This is a genomic window from Bradyrhizobium sp. 197 (genome assembly GCF_023073375.1).
GTDB lineage: Bacteria > Pseudomonadota > Alphaproteobacteria > Rhizobiales > Xanthobacteraceae > Bradyrhizobium.
Window position 1 is genome coordinate 86,121 of sequence record NZ_JADPJJ010000007.1, and the last position, 25,451, is coordinate 111,571.

The 25,451-nt window shown below is 64.2% G+C and carries 23 protein-coding genes, 1 tRNA gene and 1 pseudogene; 9 read left to right on the forward strand and 16 right to left on the reverse strand.

What is annotated here, in order from left to right:
• Positions 1–3 precede the first annotated feature (3 nt).
• Genes tcuB through IVB27_RS02255 form a run of 3 tightly spaced genes read right to left on the reverse strand, consistent with a single transcriptional unit; the run spans position 4 to position 2,643 of the window.
• Positions 4–1,110 carry a tricarballylate utilization 4Fe-4S protein TcuB gene (gene tcuB / locus IVB27_RS02245; protein ID WP_247441067.1) on the reverse strand — a complete coding sequence of 369 codons (1,107 nt, stop codon included), beginning with the start codon at positions 1,108–1,110 and terminating at the stop codon, positions 4–6.
• The gene (gene tcuA, locus IVB27_RS02250) at positions 1,097–2,488 is read right to left on the reverse strand and encodes an FAD-dependent tricarballylate dehydrogenase TcuA (protein WP_247441069.1); all 1,392 of its coding nucleotides are present in this window, start codon (positions 2,486–2,488) and stop codon (positions 1,097–1,099) included. The genes tcuB and tcuA overlap by 14 nt, the downstream gene beginning before the upstream one ends.
• Positions 2,485–2,643 carry a hypothetical protein gene (locus IVB27_RS02255; RefSeq protein WP_247441071.1) on the reverse strand — a complete coding sequence of 53 codons (159 nt, stop codon included), beginning with the start codon at positions 2,641–2,643 and terminating at the stop codon, positions 2,485–2,487. The genes tcuA and IVB27_RS02255 overlap by 4 nt, the downstream gene beginning before the upstream one ends.
• Here IVB27_RS02255 and IVB27_RS02260 point away from each other — a divergent pair.
• Positions 2,642–3,337: a GntR family transcriptional regulator gene (locus tag IVB27_RS02260; RefSeq protein WP_247441073.1), complete on the forward strand. Its 696-nt coding sequence runs from the start codon at positions 2,642–2,644 to the stop codon at positions 3,335–3,337. The two genes, IVB27_RS02255 and IVB27_RS02260, sit on opposite strands and share 2 nt — an antisense overlap.
• Before the next feature lie 11 nt (positions 3,338–3,348).
• Here IVB27_RS02260 and ybaK read toward each other — a convergent pair whose 3' ends face one another.
• From ybaK to mobB, 8 genes are all read right to left on the reverse strand, one after another.
• Positions 3,349–3,822, reverse strand: coding sequence for a Cys-tRNA(Pro) deacylase (gene ybaK, locus IVB27_RS02265; protein WP_247441075.1), 474 nt, complete (start codon positions 3,820–3,822; stop codon positions 3,349–3,351).
• Between the two features lie 139 nt (positions 3,823–3,961).
• A complete protein-coding gene (fdhF, locus tag IVB27_RS02270) occupies positions 3,962–6,730 on the reverse strand; it encodes a formate dehydrogenase subunit alpha (RefSeq protein WP_247441077.1) in 2,769 nt (922 codons plus the stop codon).
• The gene (locus IVB27_RS02275) at positions 6,727–8,436 is read right to left on the reverse strand and encodes an NADH-ubiquinone oxidoreductase-F iron-sulfur binding region domain-containing protein (RefSeq protein ID WP_247441078.1); all 1,710 of its coding nucleotides are present in this window, start codon (positions 8,434–8,436) and stop codon (positions 6,727–6,729) included. The genes fdhF and IVB27_RS02275 overlap by 4 nt, the downstream gene beginning before the upstream one ends.
• Before the next feature lie 236 nt (positions 8,437–8,672).
• On the reverse strand, positions 8,673–8,957 hold the full coding sequence (locus IVB27_RS02280) for a hypothetical protein (protein WP_247441081.1): 285 nt from the start codon (positions 8,955–8,957) through the stop codon (positions 8,673–8,675).
• Positions 8,958–9,048: 91 nt separating this feature from the next.
• A complete protein-coding gene (locus tag IVB27_RS02285) occupies positions 9,049–10,701 on the reverse strand; it encodes an OFA family MFS transporter (RefSeq protein ID WP_247441083.1) in 1,653 nt (550 codons plus the stop codon).
• 317 nt (positions 10,702–11,018) lie between these two features.
• A complete protein-coding gene (locus IVB27_RS02290; RefSeq protein WP_247441085.1) occupies positions 11,019–11,282 on the reverse strand; it encodes a sulfurtransferase TusA family protein in 264 nt (87 codons plus the stop codon).
• 66 nt (positions 11,283–11,348) lie between these two features.
• Entirely contained in the window at positions 11,349–12,605 is a 1,257-nt protein-coding gene (locus IVB27_RS02295; protein ID WP_247441087.1) for a molybdopterin molybdotransferase MoeA, read from the reverse strand.
• 9 nt (positions 12,606–12,614) lie between these two features.
• Positions 12,615–13,142, reverse strand: coding sequence for a molybdopterin-guanine dinucleotide biosynthesis protein B (gene mobB, locus IVB27_RS02300; RefSeq protein WP_247347475.1), 528 nt, complete (start codon positions 13,140–13,142; stop codon positions 12,615–12,617).
• A gap of 116 nt (positions 13,143–13,258) precedes the next feature.
• On the opposite strand from mobB, the gene fdhD reads away from it, so the two are divergent.
• A complete protein-coding gene (gene fdhD, locus IVB27_RS02305; RefSeq protein ID WP_247441089.1) occupies positions 13,259–14,149 on the forward strand; it encodes a formate dehydrogenase accessory sulfurtransferase FdhD in 891 nt (296 codons plus the stop codon).
• Positions 14,136–14,771 (forward strand): molybdenum cofactor guanylyltransferase MobA, encoded by a 636-nt coding sequence (mobA, locus tag IVB27_RS02310; protein ID WP_247441091.1) that lies wholly within the window; start codon positions 14,136–14,138, stop codon positions 14,769–14,771. Before fdhD ends, mobA begins: the two co-directional genes overlap by 14 nt.
• A 7-nt stretch (positions 14,772–14,778) precedes the next feature.
• Here mobA and IVB27_RS02315 read toward each other — a convergent pair whose 3' ends face one another.
• From IVB27_RS02315 to IVB27_RS02325, 3 genes are read right to left on the reverse strand one after another with little or no spacing between them, the layout of a single operon-like run.
• Positions 14,779–16,728 (reverse strand): molybdopterin biosynthesis protein, encoded by a 1,950-nt coding sequence (locus tag IVB27_RS02315; RefSeq protein WP_247441093.1) that lies wholly within the window; start codon positions 16,726–16,728, stop codon positions 14,779–14,781.
• A gap of 13 nt (positions 16,729–16,741) precedes the next feature.
• Positions 16,742–17,848, reverse strand: a complete 1,107-nt coding sequence (locus tag IVB27_RS02320) for a molybdopterin-binding protein (protein WP_247441096.1) — start codon at positions 17,846–17,848, stop codon at positions 16,742–16,744.
• 54 nt (positions 17,849–17,902) lie between these two features.
• Complete coding sequence (locus tag IVB27_RS02325) at positions 17,903–18,736, reverse strand: ABC transporter substrate-binding protein (protein ID WP_247347360.1); 834 nt, start codon at positions 18,734–18,736, stop codon at positions 17,903–17,905.
• Between the two features lie 156 nt (positions 18,737–18,892).
• Here IVB27_RS02325 and IVB27_RS43520 point away from each other — a divergent pair, with 156 nt between their 5' ends.
• Positions 18,893–19,099, forward strand: coding sequence for a substrate-binding domain-containing protein (locus IVB27_RS43520; protein ID WP_247347362.1), 207 nt, complete (start codon positions 18,893–18,895; stop codon positions 19,097–19,099).
• Positions 19,100–19,302: 203 nt separating this feature from the next.
• A complete protein-coding gene (locus tag IVB27_RS02335) occupies positions 19,303–20,532 on the forward strand; it encodes an ABC transporter substrate-binding protein (RefSeq protein WP_247441098.1) in 1,230 nt (409 codons plus the stop codon).
• Between the two features lie 125 nt (positions 20,533–20,657).
• Here the strand turns inward: IVB27_RS02335 and IVB27_RS02340 are convergent, their stop codons facing one another.
• The gene (locus IVB27_RS02340) at positions 20,658–21,635 is read right to left on the reverse strand and encodes a TAXI family TRAP transporter solute-binding subunit (RefSeq protein WP_247441100.1); all 978 of its coding nucleotides are present in this window, start codon (positions 21,633–21,635) and stop codon (positions 20,658–20,660) included.
• 107 nt (positions 21,636–21,742) lie between these two features.
• On the opposite strand from IVB27_RS02340, the gene IVB27_RS02345 reads away from it, so the two are divergent.
• The 4 genes and pseudogenes from IVB27_RS02345 to IVB27_RS02360 form a co-directional block, all read left to right on the forward strand.
• Entirely contained in the window at positions 21,743–22,720 is a 978-nt protein-coding gene (locus IVB27_RS02345; RefSeq protein ID WP_247441102.1) for a Bug family tripartite tricarboxylate transporter substrate binding protein, read from the forward strand.
• Between the two features lie 344 nt (positions 22,721–23,064).
• A tRNA-Ile gene (locus tag IVB27_RS02350) sits at positions 23,065–23,140 on the forward strand.
• A gap of 150 nt (positions 23,141–23,290) precedes the next feature.
• The gene (locus IVB27_RS02355; protein WP_247441103.1) at positions 23,291–24,028 is read left to right on the forward strand and encodes a hypothetical protein; all 738 of its coding nucleotides are present in this window, start codon (positions 23,291–23,293) and stop codon (positions 24,026–24,028) included.
• Positions 24,029–24,338: 310 nt separating this feature from the next.
• A pseudogene (locus IVB27_RS02360) lies at positions 24,339–24,556 on the forward strand (SOS response-associated peptidase); the annotation flags it as partial.
• A gap of 487 nt (positions 24,557–25,043) precedes the next feature.
• On the opposite strand, the gene IVB27_RS02365 reads toward IVB27_RS02360, so the two are convergent.
• Positions 25,044–25,427 (reverse strand): PLDc N-terminal domain-containing protein, encoded by a 384-nt coding sequence (locus tag IVB27_RS02365; protein WP_247441105.1) that lies wholly within the window; start codon positions 25,425–25,427, stop codon positions 25,044–25,046.
• Between the last annotated feature and the right edge of the window lie 24 nt (positions 25,428–25,451).

Here is a 25,451-nt window from a genome sequence, read left to right on the forward strand (position 1 = left end):
ATCTCAAGAACCGGCTTCGCTGCGCCGCTCCTGCGCATAGCGCACCAGTGCCGCAAAGCGATAGATGCCGTGCACGAACTTGCCATAGGGCATGGTGATGAACAGCGCGAACACTGCGCCCAAATGCAGCGCAAGCAGCGGCCCCATGGCGGCGGTCTCGCGCAGGAGCAGAAGCAGCATGCCGGTGAAGCCGGTCAGGAACAACATGGCGATGAAACCGACATCCATGCCGTAGCGCTGCTCGTCGAGCAACGCCGGATCGCGCCGCATCTTGGCCGCGAACAGGCCGATCGGCCCGATGATGAGACCGATGCCGCCAAGCGTACCAAGCACGACCGGCAGATCCCACCACGGATACGGAGCCTCGCGTCCCCACAAATAATGATAGAGCGTAGCCACCGACGTCGCGGCGAAGCAGAGCAGGAAACCGTAGAAAGTCAGGTGATGATACAGTTTGCGCCAGTCGGTCGGCTTCTCGTCCTCGTTGTAGCAGCCGACGCCGCCGCCGTGGAGATAGCGCAGCTCGCCTGCATCGCGGATCGCCTGGAAGATCGAGCCCCCATCGGCACGGCCGCCGATCGGCGTGCCGATGTCGCGCCAGAACGCACGCACGCTCATGACCAGCGCGAGGATCGCATAGAGGAAGGCGGCGCTGAATAATGCGGCCATCGCATTGTGCGGCATCAGTCTGTAGAACGCGCCGGGACCGGTGTGCACGCCGAACAGCACGCTGCGGTCGTTCAGGACGGCGAAGCCGAGAATGAAGGCGGCCATGCTGAGCGCGGCGATGACACTGATGACGAGGCCGTTGCGCGCGAACGCACCGGACAGCGCCTGTGGCCAGGCATAGGCGGCATAGGATTCGGCGCGCGCGATCGCCAGCGTCTGCGGGACGTTGACGTTGAATTCATGCGGCGGCGAGAACTGGCAGTCGACGTAGCAGGCGCCGCAGGAATGGCAGAGATTGGCGAGATAATTGAGGTCGCCGTCGGAGAAGGCACGGCGCATTTCCATGGCGGGAAACACCGCGCACAGTCCCTCGCAGTAGCGGCAGGAATTGCAGACCGTCATCAGGCGGACGGCTTCGTCGAGAATCCTAGTTCCGTGCATGTTTCGCCGCTTCCCGTCCTGCGATCCGCCCGAACACGCTGCCGATGGTCATGCCCATGCCGGCGGCATAGCCCTTGCCGAGCACGTTGCCGGCCATGATCTCACCGGCTGCGAACATGTTGGCCGACGGCTTGCCGTCAGACATAAGCATCCGCGCCTCCCTGGTCACGCGCGTGCCGAGATAGGTGAAGGTTATGCCGGGCCGCACCGGATAAGCGAGATAAGGCGGCGTCTCGATCCGCCGCGCCCAATGCGTCTTCTGCGGTATGATGCCTTCGGTGCGGCAATCGTCCAGAACAGTATGGTCGAAGGTGCCGGGCCGCACCGCGGCATTGAACTCCGTGATGGTCTTGTCCAGCGCAGCTGGATCGAGCTCGAGCTTGCCGGCGAGCTCAGCCACGGTCTGCCCGGCGATTGGCGGGAACAGTGTCGGCATGAATGAGGTGACGACGGTCGAATCGAAAATGATGTAGGCGATCTGGTCCGGCTGCGCCGCGACCAGCCGGCCCCAGATAGCGTAGCGCTTCGGCCAGATGTCCTCGCCCTCGTCGTAGAAACGCTGGGCGTGCTTGTTGACGACGATGCCGAATACGACCGAGTCGTGACGCGTGATGATGCCGCCGTCGAACTTCGGCGCGCGGGCGTCGATCGCGACCGCATGGCACTGCGTGGGGTCGCCGACCTCCTGCACGCCTTTGTCGAGCAGCATCTTCAGGATCGAACCACGATTATAGGGCGTGCCGCGGATCAGGAAATTGTCGGCGGCCTCGCCCCAATATTGCTTCAGCCATTCGATGTTGGCCTCGAACCCGCCGGCCGCGGCGACCAGTGCCGTCGCGCGGATCTCGGTCTCGCCATTAATCGGCCGCTTGAGGCGCGCGGCGAGAAACATGCCGTCCTCGATCATGAGGTCGGTGACCTCGGCGTCGTATTCGACCTCGACGCCGAGCCGCTCGGCAGTGAGATAGAGCGCGTTGAGCATCGCGCGGCCGCCACCGAGGAAGAAGGAGTTGGTGCGGCCGAGGCTCAGCGTGCCGCCAAGCGAGGGCTGCCAGCGCACGCCCTGCTCCACGATCCAGTTCAAAATGTCCTTGGATTCCCGGATCATGTGACGGGCGAGCACCTCGTCGGTTTGCCCGCCGGTGACGCGCAGCAGATCCTCCCAGAACTCTTCCTCGGTGTAGGGGCCGGTCAGGATGTCGGTGGCGGCGTCATGGGCGCAGCGCATGTTGCGGGTATGGCGGGTGTTGCCGCCGCGATAGAACTTTGGCGCGCCCTCCAGCACGAGGACGGAGGCGCCGCCACGCCGGGCGCTGATCGCCGCACACAGCGCCGCATTGCCGCCGCCGATCACCAGCACGTCGTATTTACTGCTCATGCCGTCTGCCCGATGCCGACGAAGTTAGAGACATTCTGCCCGCCGGCCGCCTCGGTCAATCCCGGCCGCCATTGCGTACCTTTGTATACAAAGATATACATCAGCGTTGCAAGCGGCATCTCTGCATGGGCAGGATGCGCCGCGAGGGAAAACATGGCCAGACGCCCGGCAAAGGCAGGCGGATCGATCGCGCGCGGCGGCGGTGTCGCGCTGGGCGAAGCGGTGTTCCGCTCGCTCTGCGAGGCGCTGCAGGCCGGCAGCTACCGCGCCGGCGACCGCCTGCGCGAAGAGGAGGTCGCCAAGCGGCTGAAGGTCAGCCGCACGCCGGTGCGGGAGGCTCTGGGCCGGCTCGCGGCGCGCGGGTTCGTCGAACCCGCCGGCGGCCGCGGCCTCATCGTGCGCAACCTCGACATCTCCGAGGTGCTCGAACTCTATGCCATGCGCGAGATCATGGAAGGCGCCGCCGCGCGCCTGGCCGCGGAGCACGCCTCAGCGACCGAGGTCGACGCGCTCAGGGATATCGAACAGGCTTTTGTCGAAGCGTCTGCGGCCGACGCCGCCGAGATGGCAGGAGAAATGGCAAGGCTGAACCGCGCGTTCCACGAGGCGATCTGCCGCGCAGCGCGCAACCGCTATCTCGACAACGCGTCAGGCGAATTGCAGGACTGGATCGCACTGCTCGGTCCCACCACCTTCTCCGTATCGGGCCGCCCCTCGACCAGCCACGGCGAGCACCAGGCCATCATCGACGCCATCGCGGCTCGCAACGGCGATAAGTCGGAGCAGCTCGCGCGCGCACATATCCGCGAAGCGCTGCGCTGCCGGCTGAAGCTTTTGCAAAAGCAGTAGCGGCGAGACGCTCAGGCTACCACATCCGCGACGACCGCCTTCAACACGACCCGCGCATCATCCGGTTTGAGCCGCACTTGCAATCCGCGCTGACCGCCATTGATGTAAACCTGATCATGCACGAGCGCACTCTGCTCGATCACGGTGCGCACGGGCTTCCGCTGCCCGAACGGGCTGATGCCACCGACCTTGAAGCTGGTGACTCGCTCGGCTTCGAGCGACTTCATCATTTGCGCCGACTTGCCGCTCGCAGCCGCGGCGAGCTTCTTCATCGAGACTTCGCGGTCGGACGGGACGATGACACAGACCGGCTTGCCGTCGACCAGCGCCATCAGCGTCTTCAGGACGCGCGCGGGGTCCTCGCCGAGCGCCGATGCGGCCTGGAGTCCGATGCGCTCGGCATCGGGATCGTAGTCGTAGGTGTGGACGGTGAAGGCAATGCCGGCGGTTTCAAGCGCGCGCGTGGCTGGGGTGATTTTGGACATAGATCATGCTTACCACCGTCATTGCGAGGAGCGAAGCGACGAAGCAATCCCGAGCGTTCCGGGGAAAGATCCTGGCCTACTTCGCGACGTTCGCAATGACGGTGCGGGTACGCAGAGGCGCCGCACACGCGGCGGAGCTTTACTCCGCCGCGTCGCGCATTTCCGCGCGCTCGGCCCTGGCCGCGCAGAACTTGAACTCCGGGATCTTGCCGAACGGATCGAGCGCCGGGTTGGTCAACAAATTCGCTGCCGCTTCCGCGTAGCAGAACGGCATGAAGACCATGTTCTCGGGAACGTCGCGGTCCGAGCGGACCTTGACCTCGACCGCGCCGCGGCGGGTCTCGAGCCGAATGAAATCGCCGGGCGCAAGCTTCTTCCTGTGCATGTCCTTCGGCGACATGAAGGCCACAGCCTCGGGCTCGATCTGGTCGAGCACCTGCGCGCGGCGGGTCATCGAGCCGGTGTGCCAATGCTCGAGCACACGGCCGGTCGAGAGCACCATCGGGTATTCCGCGTCGGGAAGCTCGTCCGGCGGGATCACCTTGGCCGGCACGATCTTGCCGCGGCCGCTCGCGGTCGGGAAGCCCGTGGTGAAGATGATCTCGTTGCCGGGCTTGTTCGGATCGTCCGCCGGATAGGTGACGGCACCTTCACGCACCAGCCGTTCCCAGCTGATGTTCTTGAGCGACGGCATCAGCTCCGCCATCTCGGTGTAGACGTCGCCGGGACCGGCGTAATTCCAGGGCAGGCCCATGCGCTTGCCGATCTCCTGGATGATCCAGAGATCCTGCCGCGCATCGCCCGGCGGCTTGATCACCTGGCGCGCGAGCTGCACGCGGCGATCGGTGTTGGTGAAGGAGCCGTCCTTCTCCGCGAAGGCCGAGGCCGGCAGGATGACGTCGGCGTGGAAAGCGGTCTCCGTGACGAAGAGATCCTGCACGACGAGATGATCGAGCATCGCGAGTGCTCCGCGCGCATGCTGGAGATCCGGATCGGACATCGCGGGGTTCTCGCCCTCGATATACATGCCCGTGATCTCGCCGGCATGGACCGCGTTCATGATCTCGACCACGGTCAGGCCACGGACGGGATCGATCTCCTTCTGCCAGACCTTCTCGAAATTCACGCGCAGATCGTCACGATCGACCGGCTGATAATCCGGCAGGAACATCGGGATCAGACCGGCGTCGGAGGCACCCTGCACGTTGTTCTGACCGCGCAACGGATGCAGGCCGGTGCCGGGGCGGCCGACCTGGCCGGTGATCAGCGCCAGCGCAATCAGGCAACGCGCATTGTCGGTGCCGTGGACATGCTGGCTGATGCCCATGCCCCAGAAGATGATCGACGATTTCGCTCGCGCATAGGTTCGCGCGACCTCACGCAGGGTCTGCGCAGAGATGCCGCAGATCGCCTCCATCTTCTCCGGCGTGAACTCCTTGATCTTCTCCTTGAGGTCCTCAAAACCCTCAGTGTAGCCGGCGATGTATTGGTCGTCGGTCAGCCCCTCGGTGATGATCGTGTGGATCATCGCGTTCAGCATGGCGACGTCGGAGCCCGGCTTGAACTGCAAATGCTTGGTCGCATGGCGCGACAGCGACTGCCGGCGCGGGTCCATGACGATCAGCTTTGCGCCATTCTGCTTGACCGCATTCTTGATGAAGGTTGCGGCGACCGGATGATTCACAGTCGGATTGGCGCCGATCACGATGATCACCTCGGCGTCCATCGCCGCCGAGAACGGCGCCGACACCGCGCCAGAGCTCAGGCCTTCGAACAGCGCCGCGACCGACGAGGCGTGGCACAGACGCGTGCAATGGTCGACATTGTTCGAACCGAAGCCGGTGCGCACCAGCTTCTGGAACAGATAGGCCTCCTCGTTCGAGCCCTTCGCCGAACCGAAGCCGGCCAGCGCCTTTACGCCCTTCTCGTCGCGGATCTTGACGAGACCCTTGGCCGCGATGTCGAGCGCTTCTTCCCAGCTCGCTTCGCGGAAATGCGTGAAGGGATTGGCCGGATCAACCTGGTCGTTGGAATCCTTCTTCGCGTTCGGCAACCGCACCAGCGGCTTGGTCAGCCGATGCGGATGGTGGATGTAGTCGAAGCCGAAGCGGCCCTTGACGCAAAGACGGTTGCGGTTGGCCGGGCCGTCGCGGCCCTCGGCATAGATCACCTTCTCGTCCTTGACCTCATAGGTCACCTGGCAGCCGACGCCGCAGAACGGGCAGAGCGAATCCACTTTCTTGTCCGCATAGGTGACGCGGGTCTGCTTCTCGTCCAGCATTACGGCCGGCATCAGTGCCCCGGTCGGACAGACCTGCACGCATTCGCCGCAGGCGACGCAAGTGGACTCGCCCATGGGATCGTCGAAGTCGAAGACGATTTTCGAACCATGGTTGCGATAGGCCATGCCGATGACGTCGTTGACCTGGACCTCGCGGCAGGCACGCACGCACAGGCCGCACTGGATGCAGGCATCGAGATTGACGCGCATCGCCGGATGGCTGGCATCGGTCGCCCAACGCTCGGCGGCGGGGAAGCGGCTTTCGGTGACGCCGGTGGCCTCGGCCCAGTGCCAGAATTTGGACTCCGGATCGTGCGAGGTCTCGCGCGCCGGCTGATCGGCGACCAGCAGCTCCATGACCATTCTTTGCGCGGAAACCGCGCGCGCGCTCTCGGTCTTCACCTTCATGCCGACCGATGGCGTGCGCTTGCAGGACGCCGCAAGCACGCGCTCGCCCTCGATCTCGACCATGCAGGCGCGACAATTGCCGTCGGGGCGATAATCCGGTGCCGGCGTATAGCACAGATGCGGAATCTCGCGACCCCCGCGTTTCGCGACCTGCCAGATCGTCTCGCCGGCGTTGGCCTCGACCTGCTTGCCGTCGAGCTCGAACGTAATCTTCGTCATTCGGCCGCTTCCTTGAACTCGTCAGGGAAATATTTGATCACGGTGGACAGCGGATTCGATGCCGCCTGACCGAGACCGCAGATCGAAGCATCGCGCATCGCCTGGCTCAATTCTTCCAGAAGGGCGCGGTTCCAGACCGGTTTCTGCATCAGCTGCACGGCCTTCTGGGTTCCGACGCGGCACGGCGTACACTGGCCGCAGCTCTCGTCCTCGAAGAATTTCATGAGGTTCAACGCGGCCGCGCGCACGCTGTCCTTTTGCGACAGGATCACGATCGCGGCCGAGCCGATGAAGCAGCCGTATTTTTCAAGCGTGCCGAAGTCGAGCGGGATGTCGTCCATCGCCGCCGGCAGGATGCCGCCGGACGCACCGCCCGGCAGGTATGCGTAGAACTGATGGCCGTCGGCCATGCCGCCGCAATATTCGTCGATCAGCTCGCGCACGGTGATGCCAGCAGGCGCGAGCTTCATGCCGGGGTTCTTGACGCGGCCCGACACCGAGAAGCTGCGCAGGCCGTGCCGCTCATGGCGACCGTTGCCCTTCCACCAGTCGGCGCCCTTCTCGACGATGTCGCGCACCCACCACAACGTCTCGATGTTGTTGATCAGCGTCGGCAGGCCGAACAGGCCGACCTGGAACGGGTACGGCGGTTTGTGCCTGGGCAGGCCGCGCTTGCCCTCGATGCTTTCTAGCAGCGAGGATTCCTCACCGCAGATATAGGCGCCGGCGCCGCGGCGAATGTGCAGCGTCGGGCCGCCCGGCGGGAGCTTTGCGATCTCGCGCTCGATGATCTCGCGCGATGCCGGATATTCGTCGCGCAGGTAGATGTAGATATCCGAGGCCTGCACCACATGCGCGCCGATCAGCATGCCCTCGAGGAAGCGATGCGGATCGCTTTCGAGATAGAAGCGGTCCTTGAACGTGCCGGGCTCGCCCTCGTCGCCGTTGATCGCCATCAGTCGCGGGCCGGGCTCGCCGAGGACTGCGCGCCATTTGCGTCCCGTCGGGAAGCCGGCGCCGCCGAGACCGCGCAACGAGGCGTCGTCGAGCGCCTTCAACAGATCGTCTGTCGGCAGTTCGCCCGAGCGCAAGCGGTTGAGCAGCTTGTAGCCGCCGTCCGCAACATAGGCCTCGTAGCCGATATATTTGGGCAGATGCGCGTGGGTGTCGCCGGCCTTCGCGGCCGCCATGACATTGGCGACGGTCGCGTGATCGACGAAGTTGTGGCCGACTTCCGCGGCCGGTGCGGTGTCACAACGGCCGACGCAGGGCGCACGCACCACGCGGATGCCGGGACCCGACGCGTCTTGCAAATCGGCGAGCAGCTTCTCGGCCCCGAGCATCGCGCAGGTCAGCGAATCGCAGACGCGGATCGTCAGCGGCGGGATGTCAGGCTCGCCTTCCTTCACCACGTCGAAATGCGCGTAGAACGTTGCGGTCTCGAACACCTCGGCGAACGCGAGCTTCATCTCGTCGGCGAGCGCGGCGAGATGCGCGGCCGAGATCTGGCGATACTCGTCCTGGATCAGATGCAGATATTCGATCAACAGGTCGCGCCGCCGCGGCTTGTCGCCGAGCAGCTGCTCGATCTCATGGGACGCGGTGGGATCGACCTGCCGTCCCTTGGGCGTGGATTTAGCGCGCTTCCGTCCCTGGCCGGGATGTTCGAACTCGCGAACCTTGTGAACGTCGTCGTTGCTGCTCATGGAGACGTCGCGTTCTCCTCAAATGCGCGATGAGTTTAGGCCAGATCGCCAATGCGATCCGCCTTCATTTCCGACTCGATCAGCGAAACCAGTTCCCGCTGACCAAGCCAAATTCGACGCAACTCTAATCTCTGGTATGCCAGATGCAAGACAATTTAGAGCGTCCCTAGAATGATTTAGGAGGCAGGCGGTCACCCGCCATGCCCCTTTACCCAAGCGCCAGGCGGAACCCGATCTCAGGTCTTGCTCATGCACTCTTCGATGTAGAACCAACGGTCGTCGCCAGCGAGGCCCTTGGACTTTACCTCGGCGCGGCAGGCCTTGAGCTTTGGCTTGTTGGCTGCCCATTTCGCCTTCATGTCTTTCAGCTTCTGCATGCTGAGCTTGATCTTGCCAGGCGGCTTGGCGGTGGTCGTCGCGGCCGGTGCCGCGGTGGCAGGCGTCGTGGCGGTTTGCGCGGACGCGGTATGAAGGCTTGCGGCCAGCAGCATGGCGGCAAGGCAGATACGAGTGCTGAGCATAAAGAATCCCCCTAGATCCCATTCTTGACTTGAAAGACGAGCATCGCGGGATGCTGAGCAGTCAGCATCCCGCGACGATGTGGGTTTGCGATTACAGGATCTTAACCGCGCTCTCGAGCGTCTTGTACACGCCCCACGCCAGCGGAACGCCGACGAACAGCCAGAACATTGCAGCCTTGATATCGAGGCCGCCGGTTCCGATCCCGAACGAGCCCGTCTGAACCGTATTGGCGCCGGCGCCCGCCGCCTGCAGCTTCGCGACTTCGGCTTCGCTCATGTACCATTTCGAGTCGACCGGCTTGATCAGGTAGTTGCAGATGATGCCGGCGATCAGCATCGCACAGAGAATGTACATGGTCGTGTTGTAGAGCTGGTCACGCGGCACGCCCGCTGCGAGCTGGAACTCGCGGATGTAGTTCACGACAACGGGGCCGATGATGCCCGCGGTGGACCACGCCGTCAGCAGCCGGCCGTGGATCGCGCCGACGAACTGAGTGCCGAACATATCGGCCAGATAGGCCGGCACCGTGGAGAAGCCGCCGCCATACATCGACAGGATGATGCCGAAGCCGAGCACGAACAGCATCTTCGAGCCCATCGCCGCAAACGTCGGCGCCAGTGCGTAGAGCACGATGCCGAGGATAAAGAACGTGTAATACGTATTTTTGCGGCCGATATAGTCAGACAACGACGCCCAGACGAAGCGGCCGCCGATGTTGAACAGTGACAGCAGGCCCGCGAAGCCCGCCGCGATGCCCGCGATGACAGTCTTCTGCTCGACCGAGAGCTGACCAAAGGCGAGCTCCGGATGGCCGATCAGCTTGCCGGCGAAGATCTCCTGCAGCATCGGAGAGGCCATGCCGATCACGCCGATGCCGGCCGACACGTTCAGGCACAGCACCCACCAGATCAGCCAGAACTGCGGCGTCTTGTGCGCGTTGTCGAGATGGACGTGATGCTCGGAGATCATTGTTTTCTTCTCGCTCGGCGGCGTCCAGCCGTCAGGCTTCCAGCCGGCCGGCGTCACGCGGTAGGCGAAAGCGCCGATTGTCATGAAGACGAAATAGACGATGCCCATCACGAGGAAGGACTTCCACACGCCGACATCGGTCGGTGTCTTGAAGTAGTTGATCAGGATGTTGGCAAACGGTGCGCCGATCATGGCGCCGCCGCCGAAACCCATGATCGCCATGCCGGTCGCCATGCCGCGGCGATCGGGAAACCATTTGATCAGCGTGGACACAGGCGAGATGTAGCCGAGGCCAAGGCCGATGCCGCCGATCACGCCGGACCCCAGCCACATCAGCCAGAGCTGGTGGGTGTAGATTCCGATCGCACCGAGGAACAGGCCGCCGCACCAGCAGATCGCCGCGACGAAACCGGCCTTGCGCGGACCAGCCCGTTCGAGCCAGCCGCCCCAGACAGCAGCGGCAACGCCGAGCACGACGAAGAACAGGGTGAACATCCAGCCGAGGCTTGCGACCTTCCAGTCGCAACTGGTGGTGAAGAGCTCCTGCCACAGCGACATATCCGGACAGGCTTTCGGCGCCGTGATGCCGATCGCGCGCGACAGCGGCAGCCAGAACACCGAGAAGCCGTAGGCCATGCCGATGCAGAGATGGATGCACAGCGCAGCCGGGGGCACCAGCCAGCGATTGAACCCGGCCTTGGCGATCGTGCGCTCGCGATCAAGAAAACCTGCGCCGGCGCCTGAAATCGTTCCAGCGCTCTCGATTGTCGTCATGCGTTCCTCCCCTGCGGACGCCCTTCTGAGCGGCCCGCCGCTAGATCCTGTTCCTCAGCCCATTGCGGTGCAGCCTGTCCCTGCTGCTCCGCACAATCACACGATGCGCGCCAGGATTGTCACGCACATCCAAACGTTAACCCCTCAACCCCGAGATCTATGCCCTACGCCGCGTTCAGGCTTCATGCGATGTCCCGTTGCTCCGCGTATCGCGGGCAAGACTCGACCTCCGCGTCTCGGCGGAGGAAGTCGATTGGGGCAGAAGTGATGAGCGATGTCGATAGACAAAAGGTAGGTATCAACCGAGTGACCGCTGGCTAAGTGGGCGGCGCACCATTGATTTTTTCTATCGGCCTATCGGCCTTCTCTATCAAAAACACGACGCGCGTGTCGTTGCGCTCGGTGATCTCCACCGTGCCGCCGGTCTCGCGGATCAGGTTCGGGATGTCGATCACCGACAAGGGATCCGTGCAGTACACCTCGAGCTGATCGCCCGGCTGCAAGGGTTTCAACGCCTTGCGCGTCTTCAGAGCGGGCAGCGGGCATTTCAACCCGGTGAGATCGAGCGTCGTTCTGGTCATGGGCGCAACATGGAGGGCTGGGTTGATGGCGTCAACGCCAAGACAACGCCAAGACAACGCCAAGCCTCAGAGCAGATCGGCATAGGATAGGAAACCTACACCCTGCCCCGGCTCGACCTGGGTGATGTCTTCGCCCAGTTCAATGAGACCGTCGGTCTCGACCAGCGACGACAACAGGCCGGCGCCTTCGCGCGGGAACTTGATAGCCTCGAGTGCGCCGTCCTGTCCGCGCCGCAAGGACGCCCGAACATATTCGCGCCGCCCGATCTTTTTCTTGTAGGTGAATGCCGCGCGCACCGGGATCGGCAACAGCGGCTCGGCCAGGCTGCCCGCGAGCGCCAGCACCGTCGGCCGCACCACATGCACGAAAGTCACGAAACTCGCGACGGGATTGCCCGGCAATCCGATCAGCGGCGTGCCCTCGATGATACCCATCGCCACCGGCCGTCCCGGCTTGATCGCCATCCGCCACAACACCAGCGAGCCGATGCTTTCGACCGCCGCCTTGACGTGATCCTCCTCCCCGGTCGAGACGCCGCCGGTGGTGAGGATCAGGTCGTGGCTGCTTGCCACCTGCTTCAAGCCATTTGCGAGCGCGTTGCGCTCGTCGCGCAATATGCCGAGATCGCTGACCTCGCAGCCGAGCCGGCGCAGCATCGCCATCAGCATGAAGCGGTTGGAGTCGAAGAGCTGCGAGGTCGCGCGCGGCTCGCCGGGCGAAGCCAGTTCGTCGCCGGTCGAAAACACCGCGACGCGGATGCGCCTGACGACGTCGAGTCTGACAAGGCCGAACGCCGCGGCGAGCGCGACATGCTGCGGCAGCAACCGCTGGCCTGCGCGCAGCGCGATGTGCCCCTCGGGAATGTCCTCGCCCGCAGGCCGGACATTGGCACCCGGCTTCAGTCCCGGCGGCAGCACAATCCGGCCGGAATCATCGATGCGGACATCTTCCTGCATGAAGACGGTTTCGGCATCCGGCGGCATCGGCGCGCCCGTAAAGATGCGCGCGGTGTGGCCGGCCTTGATCTGCGCCTGTGCAAGGCCGCCGGCCTGGATGCGGCCGTCGAGCGGGAGCGCCCGTTCCGCGCTGTCCGGAACATCTGCGTTGCGCACGGCGTAGCCATCGACGGCCGAGTTGGTGAACGGCGGCAGCGGCAGAGGCGCCGCAATGTCGCGCGCCAGCACACGCCCGTCCGCATCGACCAGCGCCACGGTTTCGAGATCGGCAATCGCGCTGACGCGCGTCGTGATCAGGCCAACGGCCTCGCCGACTGACATCATCGGTCCACCGAAGGCAAAACAATCGTCGGACAATTGCGCCATGGTGCCTCGTCAACGCATCGCAGCGCTTTTCGCGACCGCTTCCTCGACCGGCATCGCCGCGCGGAGCAGCAGCGCCGCAGCAGCCTCGATATCATCGAGATGGACGGTGGGCAGTCGCGTTTCAATGGCGACATCGGCCGCGATCCCGAAAATTCCGGGATCATCGGGAAACAGCAACGGCTTGTCGTTGGCGGCGCGATGCACCTCGATCTTGCGATGCGGCTCGCGCTTGAAGCCTTCGACCACGACGAGATCGACCGCGGACAGCTTGCTCAACAGTTCCGGCAGTCGCGGCTCCGCCGCGCCGCGCAACTCATGCATCAGGACCCAGCGATTCGACGAAGCCACCAGCACCTCGGCCGCGCCGGCCTCGCGATGGCGCCAGGAGTCCTTGCCGGGCACGTCGACATCGAACTGGTGATGCGCATGCTTGATGACCGAGACGCGCAAGCCCTGCGCGTTGAAATGCGGGATCAGCCGCGTCAACAGCGTGGTCTTGCCCGCACCGCTCCAGCCTGCAAGGCCGATGACTTTCATCACAACGTGATCTCCGCCAGCCGTATCTGCGCCCGCAATGACGAGAAGAGACATTTTCGCTTTCCACCGCCATGCTTATATCGGCTTGACCCCAATGTCATGCTAACCTCGCGGCCATGATGAAGATCGACAAAGCCCCGGTGCCCGTGATCGCGCCGAACCCGGACGACCCGCGCCTGACCCAGAGCGTGACCGGGACCGACCAGTCCGGCGTCAGGATCGAGATCAAGGTGCCGATGGAGCGGCCGCTGACGCTCTACCTGAATTCGCAGGAAATCGTCACCATGATGACGATCGGCGACTACCCGGAATATCTGGCGCTGGGCTATTTGCTCAACCAGAACATGCTGAAATATAATGACGAGGTCACCGAGGTCGAATACGACGACGACCTCCAGGTGGTCGTGGTGCGCACCGAACACCACACCAATTTCGAAGCCAAGCTGAAGAAGCGCACGCAGACTTCGGGCTGCGCGCAGGGCACCGCCTTCGGCGACCTTCTCGAAGCGGTCGAGAGCGTTGCGCTGCCGAAGGCCGAGTTGCGCACCTCCTGGCTCTACCAGATGACCCAGACCATCAACACGATGCCCTCGCTTTATCTGGAAGCCGGTGCGATCCATGGCTGCGTGCTGTGCAGGGAGGGCGAACCGCTCTGCTACACCGAGGACGTCGGCCGTCACAACGCCGTCGACAAGATCGCGGGCTGGATGTACCGCCACGGTGTCGATGCATCCGACAAGATCCTCTACACCACGGGACGGCTCACCTCGGAGATGGTGATCAAGACGGTACGCATGGGAATTCCGATCCTGGTGTCGCGCTCCGGCTTCACGGCCTGGGGCGTCGATCTCGCACGCCAGGTCGGGCTGACGCTGGTCGGACGCGCGCGCGGAAAACGCTTCATCGCACTCGCGGGCGAAGAGCGCATCGTCTACGACCAGAACCTCGCTTACATCGAGGAGGAATCGGCCAAGCACAAGCGCAAGGGTGAAGGTGGTGGAGACTAGCTTTCCGACGACGCAAGGCGTGCTGCTCGCCGGCGGCCTGGCGCGGCGCATGGGCGGCGGCGACAAGCCGATGCGGACCATCGGCGGGCGCACCATCCTGGAGCGGGTGATCGCACGCCTTGCGCCCCAATGCAGCGGACTGATCCTGAATGCCAACGGCGATCCCGCCCGCTTTGATTCATTCGGATTGCAGGTCGTCGCCGACGATGTCCCCGGCTTTCCCGGCCCGCTCGCCGGCATCCTTGCCGCGCTCGACTGGACCGCAGCGAACCGGTCTGAGGTGGAGTGGGTGCTCAGCGCCGCCGGCGACTGCCCCTTCCTGCCGCGCGATCTGGTCGCGCGCTTGCATGAAGAGCGCATCGCGGCGAATGCCGAGCTCGCTGTTGCGGCGTCAGGCGACCAGTCGCATCCGGTGATCGGATTGTGGCGCGTTGGCTTGCGCGACGAACTGCGTCATGCGCTGGTGGTCGAAGACCTCCGCAAGATCGACCGCTGGACCGGGCGCTACCCGCTCGCGACGGTGACGTGGCCGACCGAGCCGCTCGATCCGTTCTTCAACGCCAACACGGTCGAGGATATCGCGGAAGCCGAGCGGCTGGCCGCGCTGGATGCGGCGTCTTAATCCAGCTCTACGCTGGCCGGAAACCGGCCCGCTGCAGCGCGGCGCGCGCGTCGTCCGATCCGAGTGCGGCGAGAAAGGCCTGCACCGCCGGCCGCTGCTTGCGCACTGTCACCAGCGCGAAGTCATAATGCTCTTCCGCGAGCGGAATGAAACCGAGGCCGACCGCATGGGCGACCGGCGCAATGGTCATGCCCCAGTCGGCGCGGCGCTGTGCGACGGCCGCGGCCACCGCGTTGTGCGAGCGCGGCTGGTTCCAATACCCTTCCGGGCGCGCACCACCGAGCAGCCGGTCGATCAGGATGCGCGTGCCGGCGCCCTGGTTGCGATTGACCATGATGCAGACGGGATCGGAGAGCGCGGCGGCGACGGCCTGCTTCGCGTCCAGGCCTTCGAAACGCTTGTCGCCCTGGCGAAACACGATGCCCTGCATCCGGCGCCATCCCGGCACAAGCTCGAGTCCTTCGACGAGGTAAGGCGTATTGTAGGTCTCGCTCTTGTCGTCGAACAGATGGATCGGCGCCAGATCGCATTCGCCGCGCCGCGCCGCTGCAAGCCCGCCGAGACTGCCGACCGCGATCGAGCGCACGGTCAGGCCGGCGTGCGCGAGTTGCGCGCTGACGAGATCGAGGCCGGTGCAATGGCTGCCGACGATGACGAGATCGGGCACCCGCACATGCGGCGTAAACAGCGTCACCTCGGCCTCGGTCCCGGCCGGCATCTGCTCGGCGAGCGCGTCGATGCGCAAAAAACCGTCGGCCTGTGCGAACGACGTGATCGCACCGGAGCCCTTGCCGGAGGGATAGGCAATCAAGCCGTCCTTGCCTTCGACCAGCGAGACCATGACGAATTCGGTGCGGCCGAGCTCGGAAGCAATGCGCACCGGCACAGTCGCGTTCACCTTGGCATCGGAGCGTGGTGGCAGCCCGGCCATCTTGCGCAGCACCGGCACGATCATGTCGTGGAAGGTGAACATCGCCGAGGTCGGAAAACCCGGCAGGATCACCACCGGCTTGCCGTCGCAGACCGCAAGGCACAACGGCTTGCCGGGCTTGAGCGCAATACCATGCGCGACGATGCCGGGCTGGCCGAGCCGGCCGATGATGCGATGAGAGAGATCGCCCGCGCCTTTCGACGTGCCGCCGGAGAGCACCAGCATGTCGGCATCCTCAAGCGCGCGGCGCATGGCGGCTTCGAGCCTGGCTTCGTCGTCCGGAATCGCGCCGAGGAAAACCGCATCGCCGCCGTTCTCGTCGATCGCAGCGGTGACGATCGCGCCGTTGGTATCATAAATCGCGGCGGGCGCGAGCACCTCGCCGGGCTGGACCAGCTCGTCGCCGGTGGAGATCACAGCAACCCGCGGTTTGCGCGCGACAGTCACGTCTGCAATGCCGCAGGCTGCCAGCATGCCGATCTCGCGCGAGCCGATGATCGTGCCGGCGCGCAGCAGCGCCTCGCCGCGCGCGATGTCGGATCCCGCATAGGATACGAATTGCCCGGGGGACACCGCACGACGGACGTCGATCGCATCAAGGCCGGCCGGCTGGGTGTGCTCGACCATGACGACGGCATCGGCACCGCGCGGCAGCGGACCGCCGGTGGCAATCGGCGTTGCGGTTCCCGCCGCCACTTGCAGCGCCGGTGCGGTACCGCAGTGGATGATCTCACCATTCAACCCGAGGCGAACCGGTGCGCCTTCGCCGGCCGCTGCAAGGTCCGCCGAGCGCACCGCAAAGCCGTCGACATTGGAACGGTCGAACGGCGGCACGTCGATCGGCGCGGTGATGTCTTCGGCGAGTGCCGCACCGAGCGCATCGGCAAGCTTGCGGCTTTCGCTTGGGATCGCGCGCGGGAACAGCGCGGCCTCGAAGCGTGCCAGCGCCTCCTCGCGGGACAGGATTTTGAGGAACTGCTCCTGTTCGAGGGCGCTGCGGACTTGCGATTGCGGGATCATCGTCATGCCAAAGACCGTATCATTCCCGCATCAGATAGGCATCGACCGGCGCGCCCGCTGCAAATCCCTCGTGGCTGGCGGGAACAAGCAGCCATGTGTCGGCACGGGCAATTGCCTGGAGCGGCCATTCGCCTACCGCAAGCGGCACCCACGCATGATGTTCCTCGGCCAGCAGGCCAATTTCGGCGATGCCGACGCTGGATGCGATTTTTCGCGCGAGCGGCAAGGTTATCTGTCGGCGCGGCAGCCGCGCCGACAGCCGGTCTACGAGCGGCAGAACGAGCGCGAGCCAGACCGCAAGCGCCTGATCGGCCGAGCCGGGCAAGGCGACGACGGGAACCTGTCCGAGCCGCCCGGCCGCCGCGGTGCGTCCGGGCTGGAGCGCAAGACCATGCGCGATCACATCACCACGCCGGGCCAGCGCCGTGACAGCTGCATCCTTGCGACCGACGCCGCTGCCGCCGACCGTCAGCAGGAGATCGCAGGTGGGAGCGCCGAACGCCTCCGCGATCGATGCCACATCTCGCGCACCGGCCTCGTGCGTTTGCACATCCAGCCCTGCGGCGCGTGCGATGTCTGCAATCAGATGCATGGTCCCCGTTGCGCCTGGTACATTGACAATGCGCAGCCGCGGACGGCGCACGCTCAGTCGGTCCAGTCCGGCGGCGCGCGCGAGCAGCAGAGCGGCAGGACCGACCGGATACCCCTCTGCCGCGGCAGGCGTGCGTCCGTCGATGTCACTTCCGGCGCGCCTGATGCCCTGCCCCGGCACGCCCTCCGCCAGCACCTGGGCGAGCGGACCGGACAGTTCGACTGCGTCGGCATCGAGCACACAGTCGCATCCCGCCGGCATCGCGTCCCCCGCATCGACCCAGGCGGGCGCCGTTGCGAGAGGCAGCGGTGAATAGGAGGACGCGCCGACCAGATCATTGGCGCATAATGCCCAGCCGTCCGCGGCAGCGACGTCGCGAGGCGGATGGGCCGCAAGCAGCGGCGTGCCCGCCGCGATACAGCCGGCCGCTTCAGTCAGTGGCAACTGCACCGGCGCGAGCGGATCAAGCCCCTTCAGCAACGCAGCGAGCGCGGTGTCGAGCGGCGTCAGCGATGGCGGCAGGCGCTGGGTCATGCGCCATGATGGACCATGCATCGCCAGGTTTGGCAACCGTTGGCGATACGAACGTCAGCCGCCTGACTTGTCCGCATTGGGGAAGAACAGCTGTTGTCCGTCGACCTTGTATCCGGCGATCGCCGCCTGCCCCTCCGGCGAGGTCAGCCAGTCGATGAAGTCTTGCCCGAGCTCCTTATTCACGTTCGGAAACTTCGCGGGGTTCACCAGCATTGCGCCGTATTGGTTGAGCAGCCGCTTGTCGCCTTCGACGAGGACGTCGAGATCGCCGCGCTCCCGAAATGCGATCCAGCTGCCGCGGTCGGACAGTACATAGGCGTTCGCCGTGCGCGCTGCGTCGAGGGCGGAGGTCATGCCCTGCTTGAACTCGCGATACCAAGCGCCCTTGACGCTCGCGATGTCGATACCGGCGACGATCCAGAGCGCGAGCTCTGCGGCATGCGTGCCCGAGCGGTCGCCGCGCGTCACGAACGGCGCACCCTTGGCCTCGATCGCTTTCAGCGCGGTTGCGATGTCCTTGCCTTTCACGCCGGCGGGATCGCTCTTCGGCCCGATCAGCACATAGTCGTTGTACATCACGTCAAAGCGCTTCACGGCAAAACCGTCCGCGACGAATTTCTCCTCCTGCGGCCGTGCGTGCATCAGCACGACGTCGACTTCGCCCCTCCGCGCCCCGTCGAGCACCTCGTCGGCGCGCCGCGCGATCACCGTCACGTCGATGCCGGTCTTTTCGCGGAAGATCGGCAGCAGATAATCGAGCAGGCCGGACTCCTGCGTCGCCGTGGTCGTGGCCAGCACGATCGCGCGGTCCTCCGCGGATGAGGCCGCAACGCCCGCGGCGAGGCCGCAGAGAAGCGCGAGTGCAACGGACAGGCGGCGGACGGCCATGATCGGGTTCCAATTGGCTATGACGCGAGCATGATGATGATGGATTGCGCCGCACTCGTGACGCGTTTGCTCGTTCCGGCGCCCAATCGCTGCGCGCACGCGGGCTGGAGCGCCTGCAGCGCGACGAGGTGACGGCCGTGGCAGTGCACTGCCTCGATGCCGACGGCAATCTTGCCGCTGCCGCCAGTGCTGCGTGACGCTCCGGACCTACGTGATGCATTGCTGGTCGCGTTCGTGCGCCGCGAGCAGGGTCTCGTGCTGCCGCCGGGCAATCCGAAACGGCTGCGCGGCCTCTCCGACGTGCTCGCGCTCGGTGCCAGAATGGCGATGCGGCAGCGCAGCTATTTCCGCCCCACCATGTAGGCCTTGATCCGGTTCCTCAGCGAAAAACGGTTGCGGCAGCGCGCCGAGGAGCTGACCGGCTACGATCCCTCGCCGGCCGGACAAATCCGCTTCGCGGCCTGACGTTGACGCCCGCCCCCAAATAGTTGCAAAAGAAACCAATTCAGCCGGGCCATACCCGGGAAGCAACACCGGCCAACGCGCCGGATCAGGGGAGGACACGCGTGAAGCCAACGAGATTTGGACTGCCGGTCGCTGCCGGCTTTGCAGCGACGTTCCTGGCGGCAACGCTGCTGCCGGGCGCCGCAATGGCGCAGGTTTCCGACGACATCGTCAAGATCGGCGTGCTCACCGACATGAACGGCCCGGCCTCGGCACCGACCGGCCAGGGTTCGGTGACGGCGGCGCAGATGGCGATCGACGATTTCGGCGGCACCGTGCTCGGCAAGCCGATCAGCATCGTCGTCGGCGACCACCAGCTCAAGGCCGACATCGGCGGCGCCATCGCGCGGCGCTGGTACGACGTCGACCAGGTCGATCTGATCGTCGACGTGCCGGTCTCCGCGGTCGGGCTCGCGGTGCAGAACATGGCCAACGAGAAGAAGCGGCTGTTCATCACCCACTCCACCGGCACCGCCGATTTCCACGGCAAGTTCTGCTCGCCCTACGCGATCCAGTGGGTGTTCGACACCCGCGCGCTCGCGGTCGGCACCGCGGACGCCGTGGTCAAGCGCGGCGGCGACAGCTGGTTCTTCATCACCGACGACTACGCCTTCGGCCATTCGCTGGAGCGCGACGCCTCGGCGGTCGTGACCGCCAACGGCGGCAAGGTGCTGGGCTCGGTGAAGCCGCCGCTGGCAACGCCCGACCTCTCCTCGTTCGTGCTGCAGGCGCAGGCCTCCAAGGCCAAGATCATCGGCATCGCCGCCGGTCCGCCCAACAACATGAACGAGATCAAGACCGGCTCGGAGTTCGGCGTGTTCAAGGGCGGCCAGCAGATGGCGGCATTGCTGGCGCTGATCACCGACATCCACGGCCTGGGCTTGCAGGCTGCCCAAGGGCTGTTGCTGACGACGTCGTTCTATTGGGACATGGACGACAAGACCCGCGAATGGTCGAAGCGCTATTTCGCCAAGATGAACAAGATGCCGTCGATGTGGCAGGCCGGCGTCTATTCGAGCGTGATGCACTATCTCAAGGCCATCAAGGAAACCGGCACCGACGATCCGCTCAAGGTCGCGGCGAAGATGCGGGAAAAGCCGATCGAGGATTTCTTCGCCCGCAACGGCAAACTGCGCGAGGACAATCTGATGGTGCACGACCTCTGGCTGGTGCAGGTGAAGACGCCGGAGGAGAGCAAATATCCGTGGGACTATTACAAGATCCTCGCGACGATCTCCGGCGACAAGGCTTTCGGTCCGCCGGACCCGGCGTGTGCGATGGTGAAGAAGTGACGGTGTAGTGAGAGAGGTCATCATGCCCGGGCTTGTCCCGGCCATCCACGATCTTTCAGACGGCACCAAGAACGTGGATGCCCGGGACAAGCCCGGGCATGACGGCTGTGGGTGTACTGCGCGCCCTATTTCACCACTCCGATCTCGCGAAAATACTTCATCACGCCCGGATGGATCAGCTCCGGCTTCGGCGCGGCCGCGACCGTGTTCGCGGCCGTGGTCTCGCAGGCTTGCGCGAGCTGCTTGCAGAAATTTGCCTCGACGCCGTGCAGCGTCTTCGCCAGCCGGTAGGCGACATCGTCCGGCAGGTCTTCGCGCGTCAGGACAAAACTCCAGGAGCCGAGCGAGGCGATCGGCTCGGATTGTTTTGGATAGCTGCCCGCCGGCACGGTCAGCGGCTTCAGGAACGCATGTTTGGCGCGGATGCGCGCGATCTCTTCGGCACTGGGCGCGATGAAGCGCGCGCCTGACGCGCTCGAGGCCACGGCCGCAAAGCCGGGCCAGCCGATGCCGGCGCCCCAGAGTGCGGCGACACGTCGATCCTCGACCATCGCGGGACCGTCGCCGGCGCGGTCGAGATAAACAGCCTTGAAATCCTCGTCCTGCTTCAGGCCGAGACCATCCAGCACGTAGCGCGCCAGGATCGGCAGGCCCGAGCCTTTCGCGCCGAATGCGACGGGCTGACCGACGAGATCGCGAATCGTCTTGTACGGACTGTCCGCGCGCACCACGAACATGCCGGGGTTGGAATAAATCGCAGAGAGAATCTTCAGCCGGACCGGCCCGCGGCCGATGCCGGCAAAGGCTTCATAGGCCGGCTCGCCCGCGACCAAAGCGAGATCGAGCTCGCCTTTCTCCAAGAGCGGAATGTTCTCGTTGCTGCCCTTGGTGTTGCGCGGGACGATAATGGCTTGCGGATCGGCCGCATTCATCGCTTGCGCGAAAGCGTTGCCATAGAGGGGAAAGCCGCCGCCGGGCGTCGCGGTGCCCAGGCTAATCGTAGAGCTGATTGTCGTGGTCGAAATGGGCTTGCCTCCGGTTTGAGCAGCGGCGGGGCTTGAAAGCAGCGCCGCGCCGAGAACAATGGTGATTGCGAATCTCATGGTCGGTCCCGGCGGGGGCGCGTCAACATCGACTTGCGGCGATGTAGGCAACGCCCTGTTTTTGTGAAAGCATGCAGCCCAACGACAATAGAACAATGGGAGACGTCATGTTGCGAATTTTGCGTAACAGTATTTTCGGGCTGGTTTTCATTTCAACGCTTTTTAGCGCCGCACCTCCCGCCTCCGCAGCCGGATATCCCGATCGTCCCGTGCACTGGATCATCGGCTTCTCCGCCGGCGGCCCGGTCGATATCGTCGCGCGGATCATGGCGCAATGGCTGTCGGACCGTCTCGGCCAGCAGTTCATCGTCGAGAACCGCACCGGCTCGGGCGGCAACATCGCCGCCGCGGCCGCGATCAGCTCGCCGGCGGACGGCTATACGCTGCTGTTCGTCGCGCCCAACAACGCGATCTCGACCTCGCTGTACAAGAAGCTGCCGTTCGACTTCCTGCGCGACACCGTGCCGGTCGCGAGCATCATGCAGCTCACCAACATGCTGGTCGTCTCCAACGCGTTCCCCGCCAAGACGGTTCAGGAGTTCATCGACTACTGCAAGGCCAATCCCGGAAAAATCTCCTTCGCCTCCTCCGGCAACGGCACCTCGGTGCACATGTCGGCCGAGCTGTTCAAGGTGATGACCAAGTGCGACATGGTGCACGTGCCCTATCGCGGATCTGCGATCGCCTTCCCCGACATCATCTCAAACAAGGTGCAGCTGATCTTCGACAACCTTCCGTCGGCGCTGGAGCAGGCCAAGGGCGGCAACGTCCGCGCACTCGGCGTGACCTCGCCGCAGCGCTGGCCGAGCGTGCCCGATGTGCCCGCGATCGCCGAGACCGTGCCGGGCTTCGAAGCGGTCGGCTTCTACGGCATCTCCGCGCCGAAGGGCACGCCGCCGGACGTGATCGATATCCTCAACAAGGCCGTCAACGAAGCGCTGAAGGACCCGAAGCTGATCGCACGTCTCGCCGAGACCGGCGGCATCCCCAAGCCGATGACATCAGCCGAGTTCGGCAAGCTGGTCGCCGACGAGACCGAGAAGTGGCGCAAGGTGGTGGAGTTCGCCGGGGTGTCGGTGGATTAGCGCCGTCTCGCGGCGGGCCTTTAGACCGCCGGCAAGACGTCAGGGGGACCTGCGGGCCCCCTCAAAACAAAAACCGCGAAAACAACCCCATGCACAGTAGAAGAGGTTAGCGATTACAAAGGGTTACGGAAGCGAACAAACGACCCTTCGCTGAGGCGATTTGACTTGTCGGGCAAAACAGGAGCATAAGGGCATTATTGCCAATTTCGGGTATTCGAAAACTTCCTGCGTTGCTCCACCGGCGTTTCCATCCGCCAGGAGCCAGCATTGCACCCCCGCCTCCATCCCTGTAAACGAACCGCGCACCGTTGCCGGCCACGCTTTCTCGCGGCCGTCTCGCGGCGGGGCCTGTAGCTCAATGGTTAGAGCCGGCCGCTCATAACGGTCTGGTTGCAGGTTCGAGTCCTGCCGGGCCCACCAGCCTTCGCTCGCTTCGCGAGCTTCGGCTCGGCAAGCCGGTGTTCCCTCTTAGACTTTTTGACCGAGGACCGCGGGCCTGCGCGCGTAAACTACCCTTGCCCTCGCTCAGCGGCTGCGCTTGCATCGACTCTTTCGGCGGGGGAATTCAGCGTGCGCATTTTAGTCTTGGTGGCGGCTTGCGCCGCGCTGACCGGGTGCATGACGGCGGGCGAAACGGTCTCGTTCAAGGCTTCTAATCCACAACAACAAGCTCTCATGAGGGATGGTCAGCCTGCTCTCGTCTCGCGGCAAAAGAGCTCCCTGGTCCTCGTTCGGCCAGCGTCACGGCAGCTCCAAGCGAACGGCCGGCCCGTGTTCGTGGTCGGCATCAACAATCTCGGCCGCCAACCGGTCGAATTTCGAGTCGGGCAAGTTGAAGCCGTCCAGCACGCCGCGGGATCCGACTTCGAAATGAAGATCGTGACGTACGAGATGCTTGTTCAAGAGGAGAAGAACCGGCAGGTCGCGGCTGCGCTTCTGACCGGGGTCGCCGCCGGCGCCAACGCTTACGGCGCATCGCGAGCTGGATATGGCACCTATACGACCCCAGGCGGTCGCACCGGCACATTCTACAGCCCGACAGCCGCGGCGATCGCGCAAGGCAACGCGGCCGCACAAAACGACGCGATGATTTCGGGGACGATCGAAGCTGGTCAGCGCAACATGGCCGTGCTCGAGCAAGCGGTGATCAAGGACAATACGCTCCTGCCCGGCGAATGGTACGGAGGCCAACTGCACCTCGCGCCGCCCACTGATCAGAACGGCGCGCAAAAGACCTATACTGTGGTGATCACCGTAGGATCGGATCGCCACGTGATCGATGTGGCGCAAGGAGCGCCAGGGGCGTGACAGATCGAGCTTAATCGATATCGCGGGACTACGGTGACCGTGCACTCAATGGTGCCCTTCCGCTTTAATAGGCTACAGACGAGTTAAATGCACTGTCACCGTAATACTGAAGGTTGCGCTCCCGCCCCGCGCTCGCTACAACAATCTCAAGCTTACAGGCAGATTTGTTGTCGTGTTTCGCGACATATGATCCAATGTCTGGGACGATGCTCCCTGAACTGGAGCTCGATGTATCGTTTATGCGCCGTGTCCCCTCGCATCATCCAGATCCCGCTCTCAGGCGGCGACCGAAAGGCCCAGGCCAAAGGCATCCAAACGCGCTGAAAAGCTGCAAGCCAAAGCAAAACGATCGACTTCAAGGAATTGCTCCGGATGGAGCCCGACGGCGGCACGACCAACATCCGCAACGTGAACAGCAAGCACTGAACGCGCTGGCTGGGTCCGCAGCACCGCTGCGTGGTGCCGTTCAACAGCTTGCGCGAATTCAACAAGGCCGAGGGCGGGGACGTCTGGTTCGCGATGCGAGAGCGATCCGGCGGGCAACCTGCAAACCTGGAAGACGAAAATCTGCCTTCTAATTCCCTTTGGGCCCGGGCGGTCCGATCGGGCCTGCAGGTCCGGCCGGACCTGGGGGACCCGCCGGTCCGGGGAGGCCGCAGTTCTGTATCACCACGTCTCTCGTATCCGGTCCGGACGTGATCTTTACGATACAAGTGGACGGAAACTCCGGTCCGATCCACCGAAACCCTCCGGTCGAAGTGCTCTCGACTTTCACGGTTTTGCTTGGACTGATCCTGATCTCCACGCTGGGCTCGCGGGGTCGTCTTACTCTTCCGACGATGACCAGCTCGCCCTGCGATATGGCGGCGGTTGTTATGAATATTTCCGCATGCGCGCTTTCAGTCCACGCAATCGCAAAGCCAGCTATAAAAGCTCCAACGGTGCCAAAAGGCTTTGCGAGCATCATAGGCCTCCGTGCTTCCCTCACCGCTTCGCATGCGTCGCGCACCGACGGTTAAGAGACCAGCTTGGTGCGAAGGCGCCCGTACTCGATATCGGTTATGGATCCCGATTGTTTGAGCTGATCGAGCTTGGAAAGCTCGTCGGCGACACTAAAGCCGACGACGTGCCGTAATTCCTCGCGCGCCCGCTGAGCCTGCTCGGCGCTGCGTTCCGCCATCCCCCTGCCTTGGGTGATGAGGTAGGCAAAGATGCCCAGATAGGAGGTTAGAACCAGCGCGAGCACCCACAGTGCCTTGCCCCATCCGGAAATGTCGTGGCGCCTGAACAGGTCGCCATAGATGACGATGAGCAGCCAGAACCAGACGACAAATGCGAATACGGCAATCATATCCATCAGAAAATTTCGATATGTGAATCCTTCCTGAGCGAAGAACATTGCGATCCCCTATTGAGTTGCCGT

Coding starts and splice junctions, on each gene's coding strand:
- IVB27_RS43520 (WP_247347362.1), top strand. CDS start 18,893: ATGCCGACGGCAATCTTGCCGCTGCCGCCAGTGCTGCGTGACGCTCCG.
- IVB27_RS02295 (WP_247441087.1), bottom strand. CDS start 12,605: ATGGCGCAATTGTCCGACGATTGTTTTGCCTTCGGTGGACCGATGATG.
- IVB27_RS02255 (WP_247441071.1), bottom strand. CDS start 2,643: ATGTTTTCCCTCGCGGCGCATCCTGCCCATGCAGAGATGCCGCTTGCA.
- IVB27_RS02285 (WP_247441083.1), bottom strand. CDS start 10,701: ATGACGACAATCGAGAGCGCTGGAACGATTTCAGGCGCCGGCGCAGGT.
- fdhD (WP_247441089.1), top strand. CDS start 13,259: ATGATGAAGATCGACAAAGCCCCGGTGCCCGTGATCGCGCCGAACCCG.
- IVB27_RS02260 (WP_247441073.1), top strand. CDS start 2,642: ATGGCCAGACGCCCGGCAAAGGCAGGCGGATCGATCGCGCGCGGCGGC.
- IVB27_RS02315 (WP_247441093.1), bottom strand. CDS start 16,728: ATGACGATGATCCCGCAATCGCAAGTCCGCAGCGCCCTCGAACAGGAG.
- IVB27_RS02290 (WP_247441085.1), bottom strand. CDS start 11,282: ATGACCAGAACGACGCTCGATCTCACCGGGTTGAAATGCCCGCTGCCC.
- IVB27_RS02325 (WP_247347360.1), bottom strand. CDS start 18,736: ATGGCCGTCCGCCGCCTGTCCGTTGCACTCGCGCTTCTCTGCGGCCTC.
- fdhF (WP_247441077.1), bottom strand. CDS start 6,730: ATGACGAAGATTACGTTCGAGCTCGACGGCAAGCAGGTCGAGGCCAAC.
- mobB (WP_247347475.1), bottom strand. CDS start 13,142: ATGAAAGTCATCGGCCTTGCAGGCTGGAGCGGTGCGGGCAAGACCACG.
- IVB27_RS02340 (WP_247441100.1), bottom strand. CDS start 21,635: ATGAGATTCGCAATCACCATTGTTCTCGGCGCGGCGCTGCTTTCAAGC.
- IVB27_RS02345 (WP_247441102.1), top strand. CDS start 21,743: ATGTTGCGAATTTTGCGTAACAGTATTTTCGGGCTGGTTTTCATTTCA.
- IVB27_RS02365 (WP_247441105.1), bottom strand. CDS start 25,427: ATGTTCTTCGCTCAGGAAGGATTCACATATCGAAATTTTCTGATGGAT.
- IVB27_RS02280 (WP_247441081.1), bottom strand. CDS start 8,957: ATGCTCAGCACTCGTATCTGCCTTGCCGCCATGCTGCTGGCCGCAAGC.
- ybaK (WP_247441075.1), bottom strand. CDS start 3,822: ATGTCCAAAATCACCCCAGCCACGCGCGCGCTTGAAACCGCCGGCATT.
- IVB27_RS02320 (WP_247441096.1), bottom strand. CDS start 17,848: ATGACCCAGCGCCTGCCGCCATCGCTGACGCCGCTCGACACCGCGCTC.
- IVB27_RS02275 (WP_247441078.1), bottom strand. CDS start 8,436: ATGAGCAGCAACGACGACGTTCACAAGGTTCGCGAGTTCGAACATCCC.
- tcuA (WP_247441069.1), bottom strand. CDS start 2,488: ATGAGCAGTAAATACGACGTGCTGGTGATCGGCGGCGGCAATGCGGCG.
- tcuB (WP_247441067.1), bottom strand. CDS start 1,110: ATGCACGGAACTAGGATTCTCGACGAAGCCGTCCGCCTGATGACGGTC.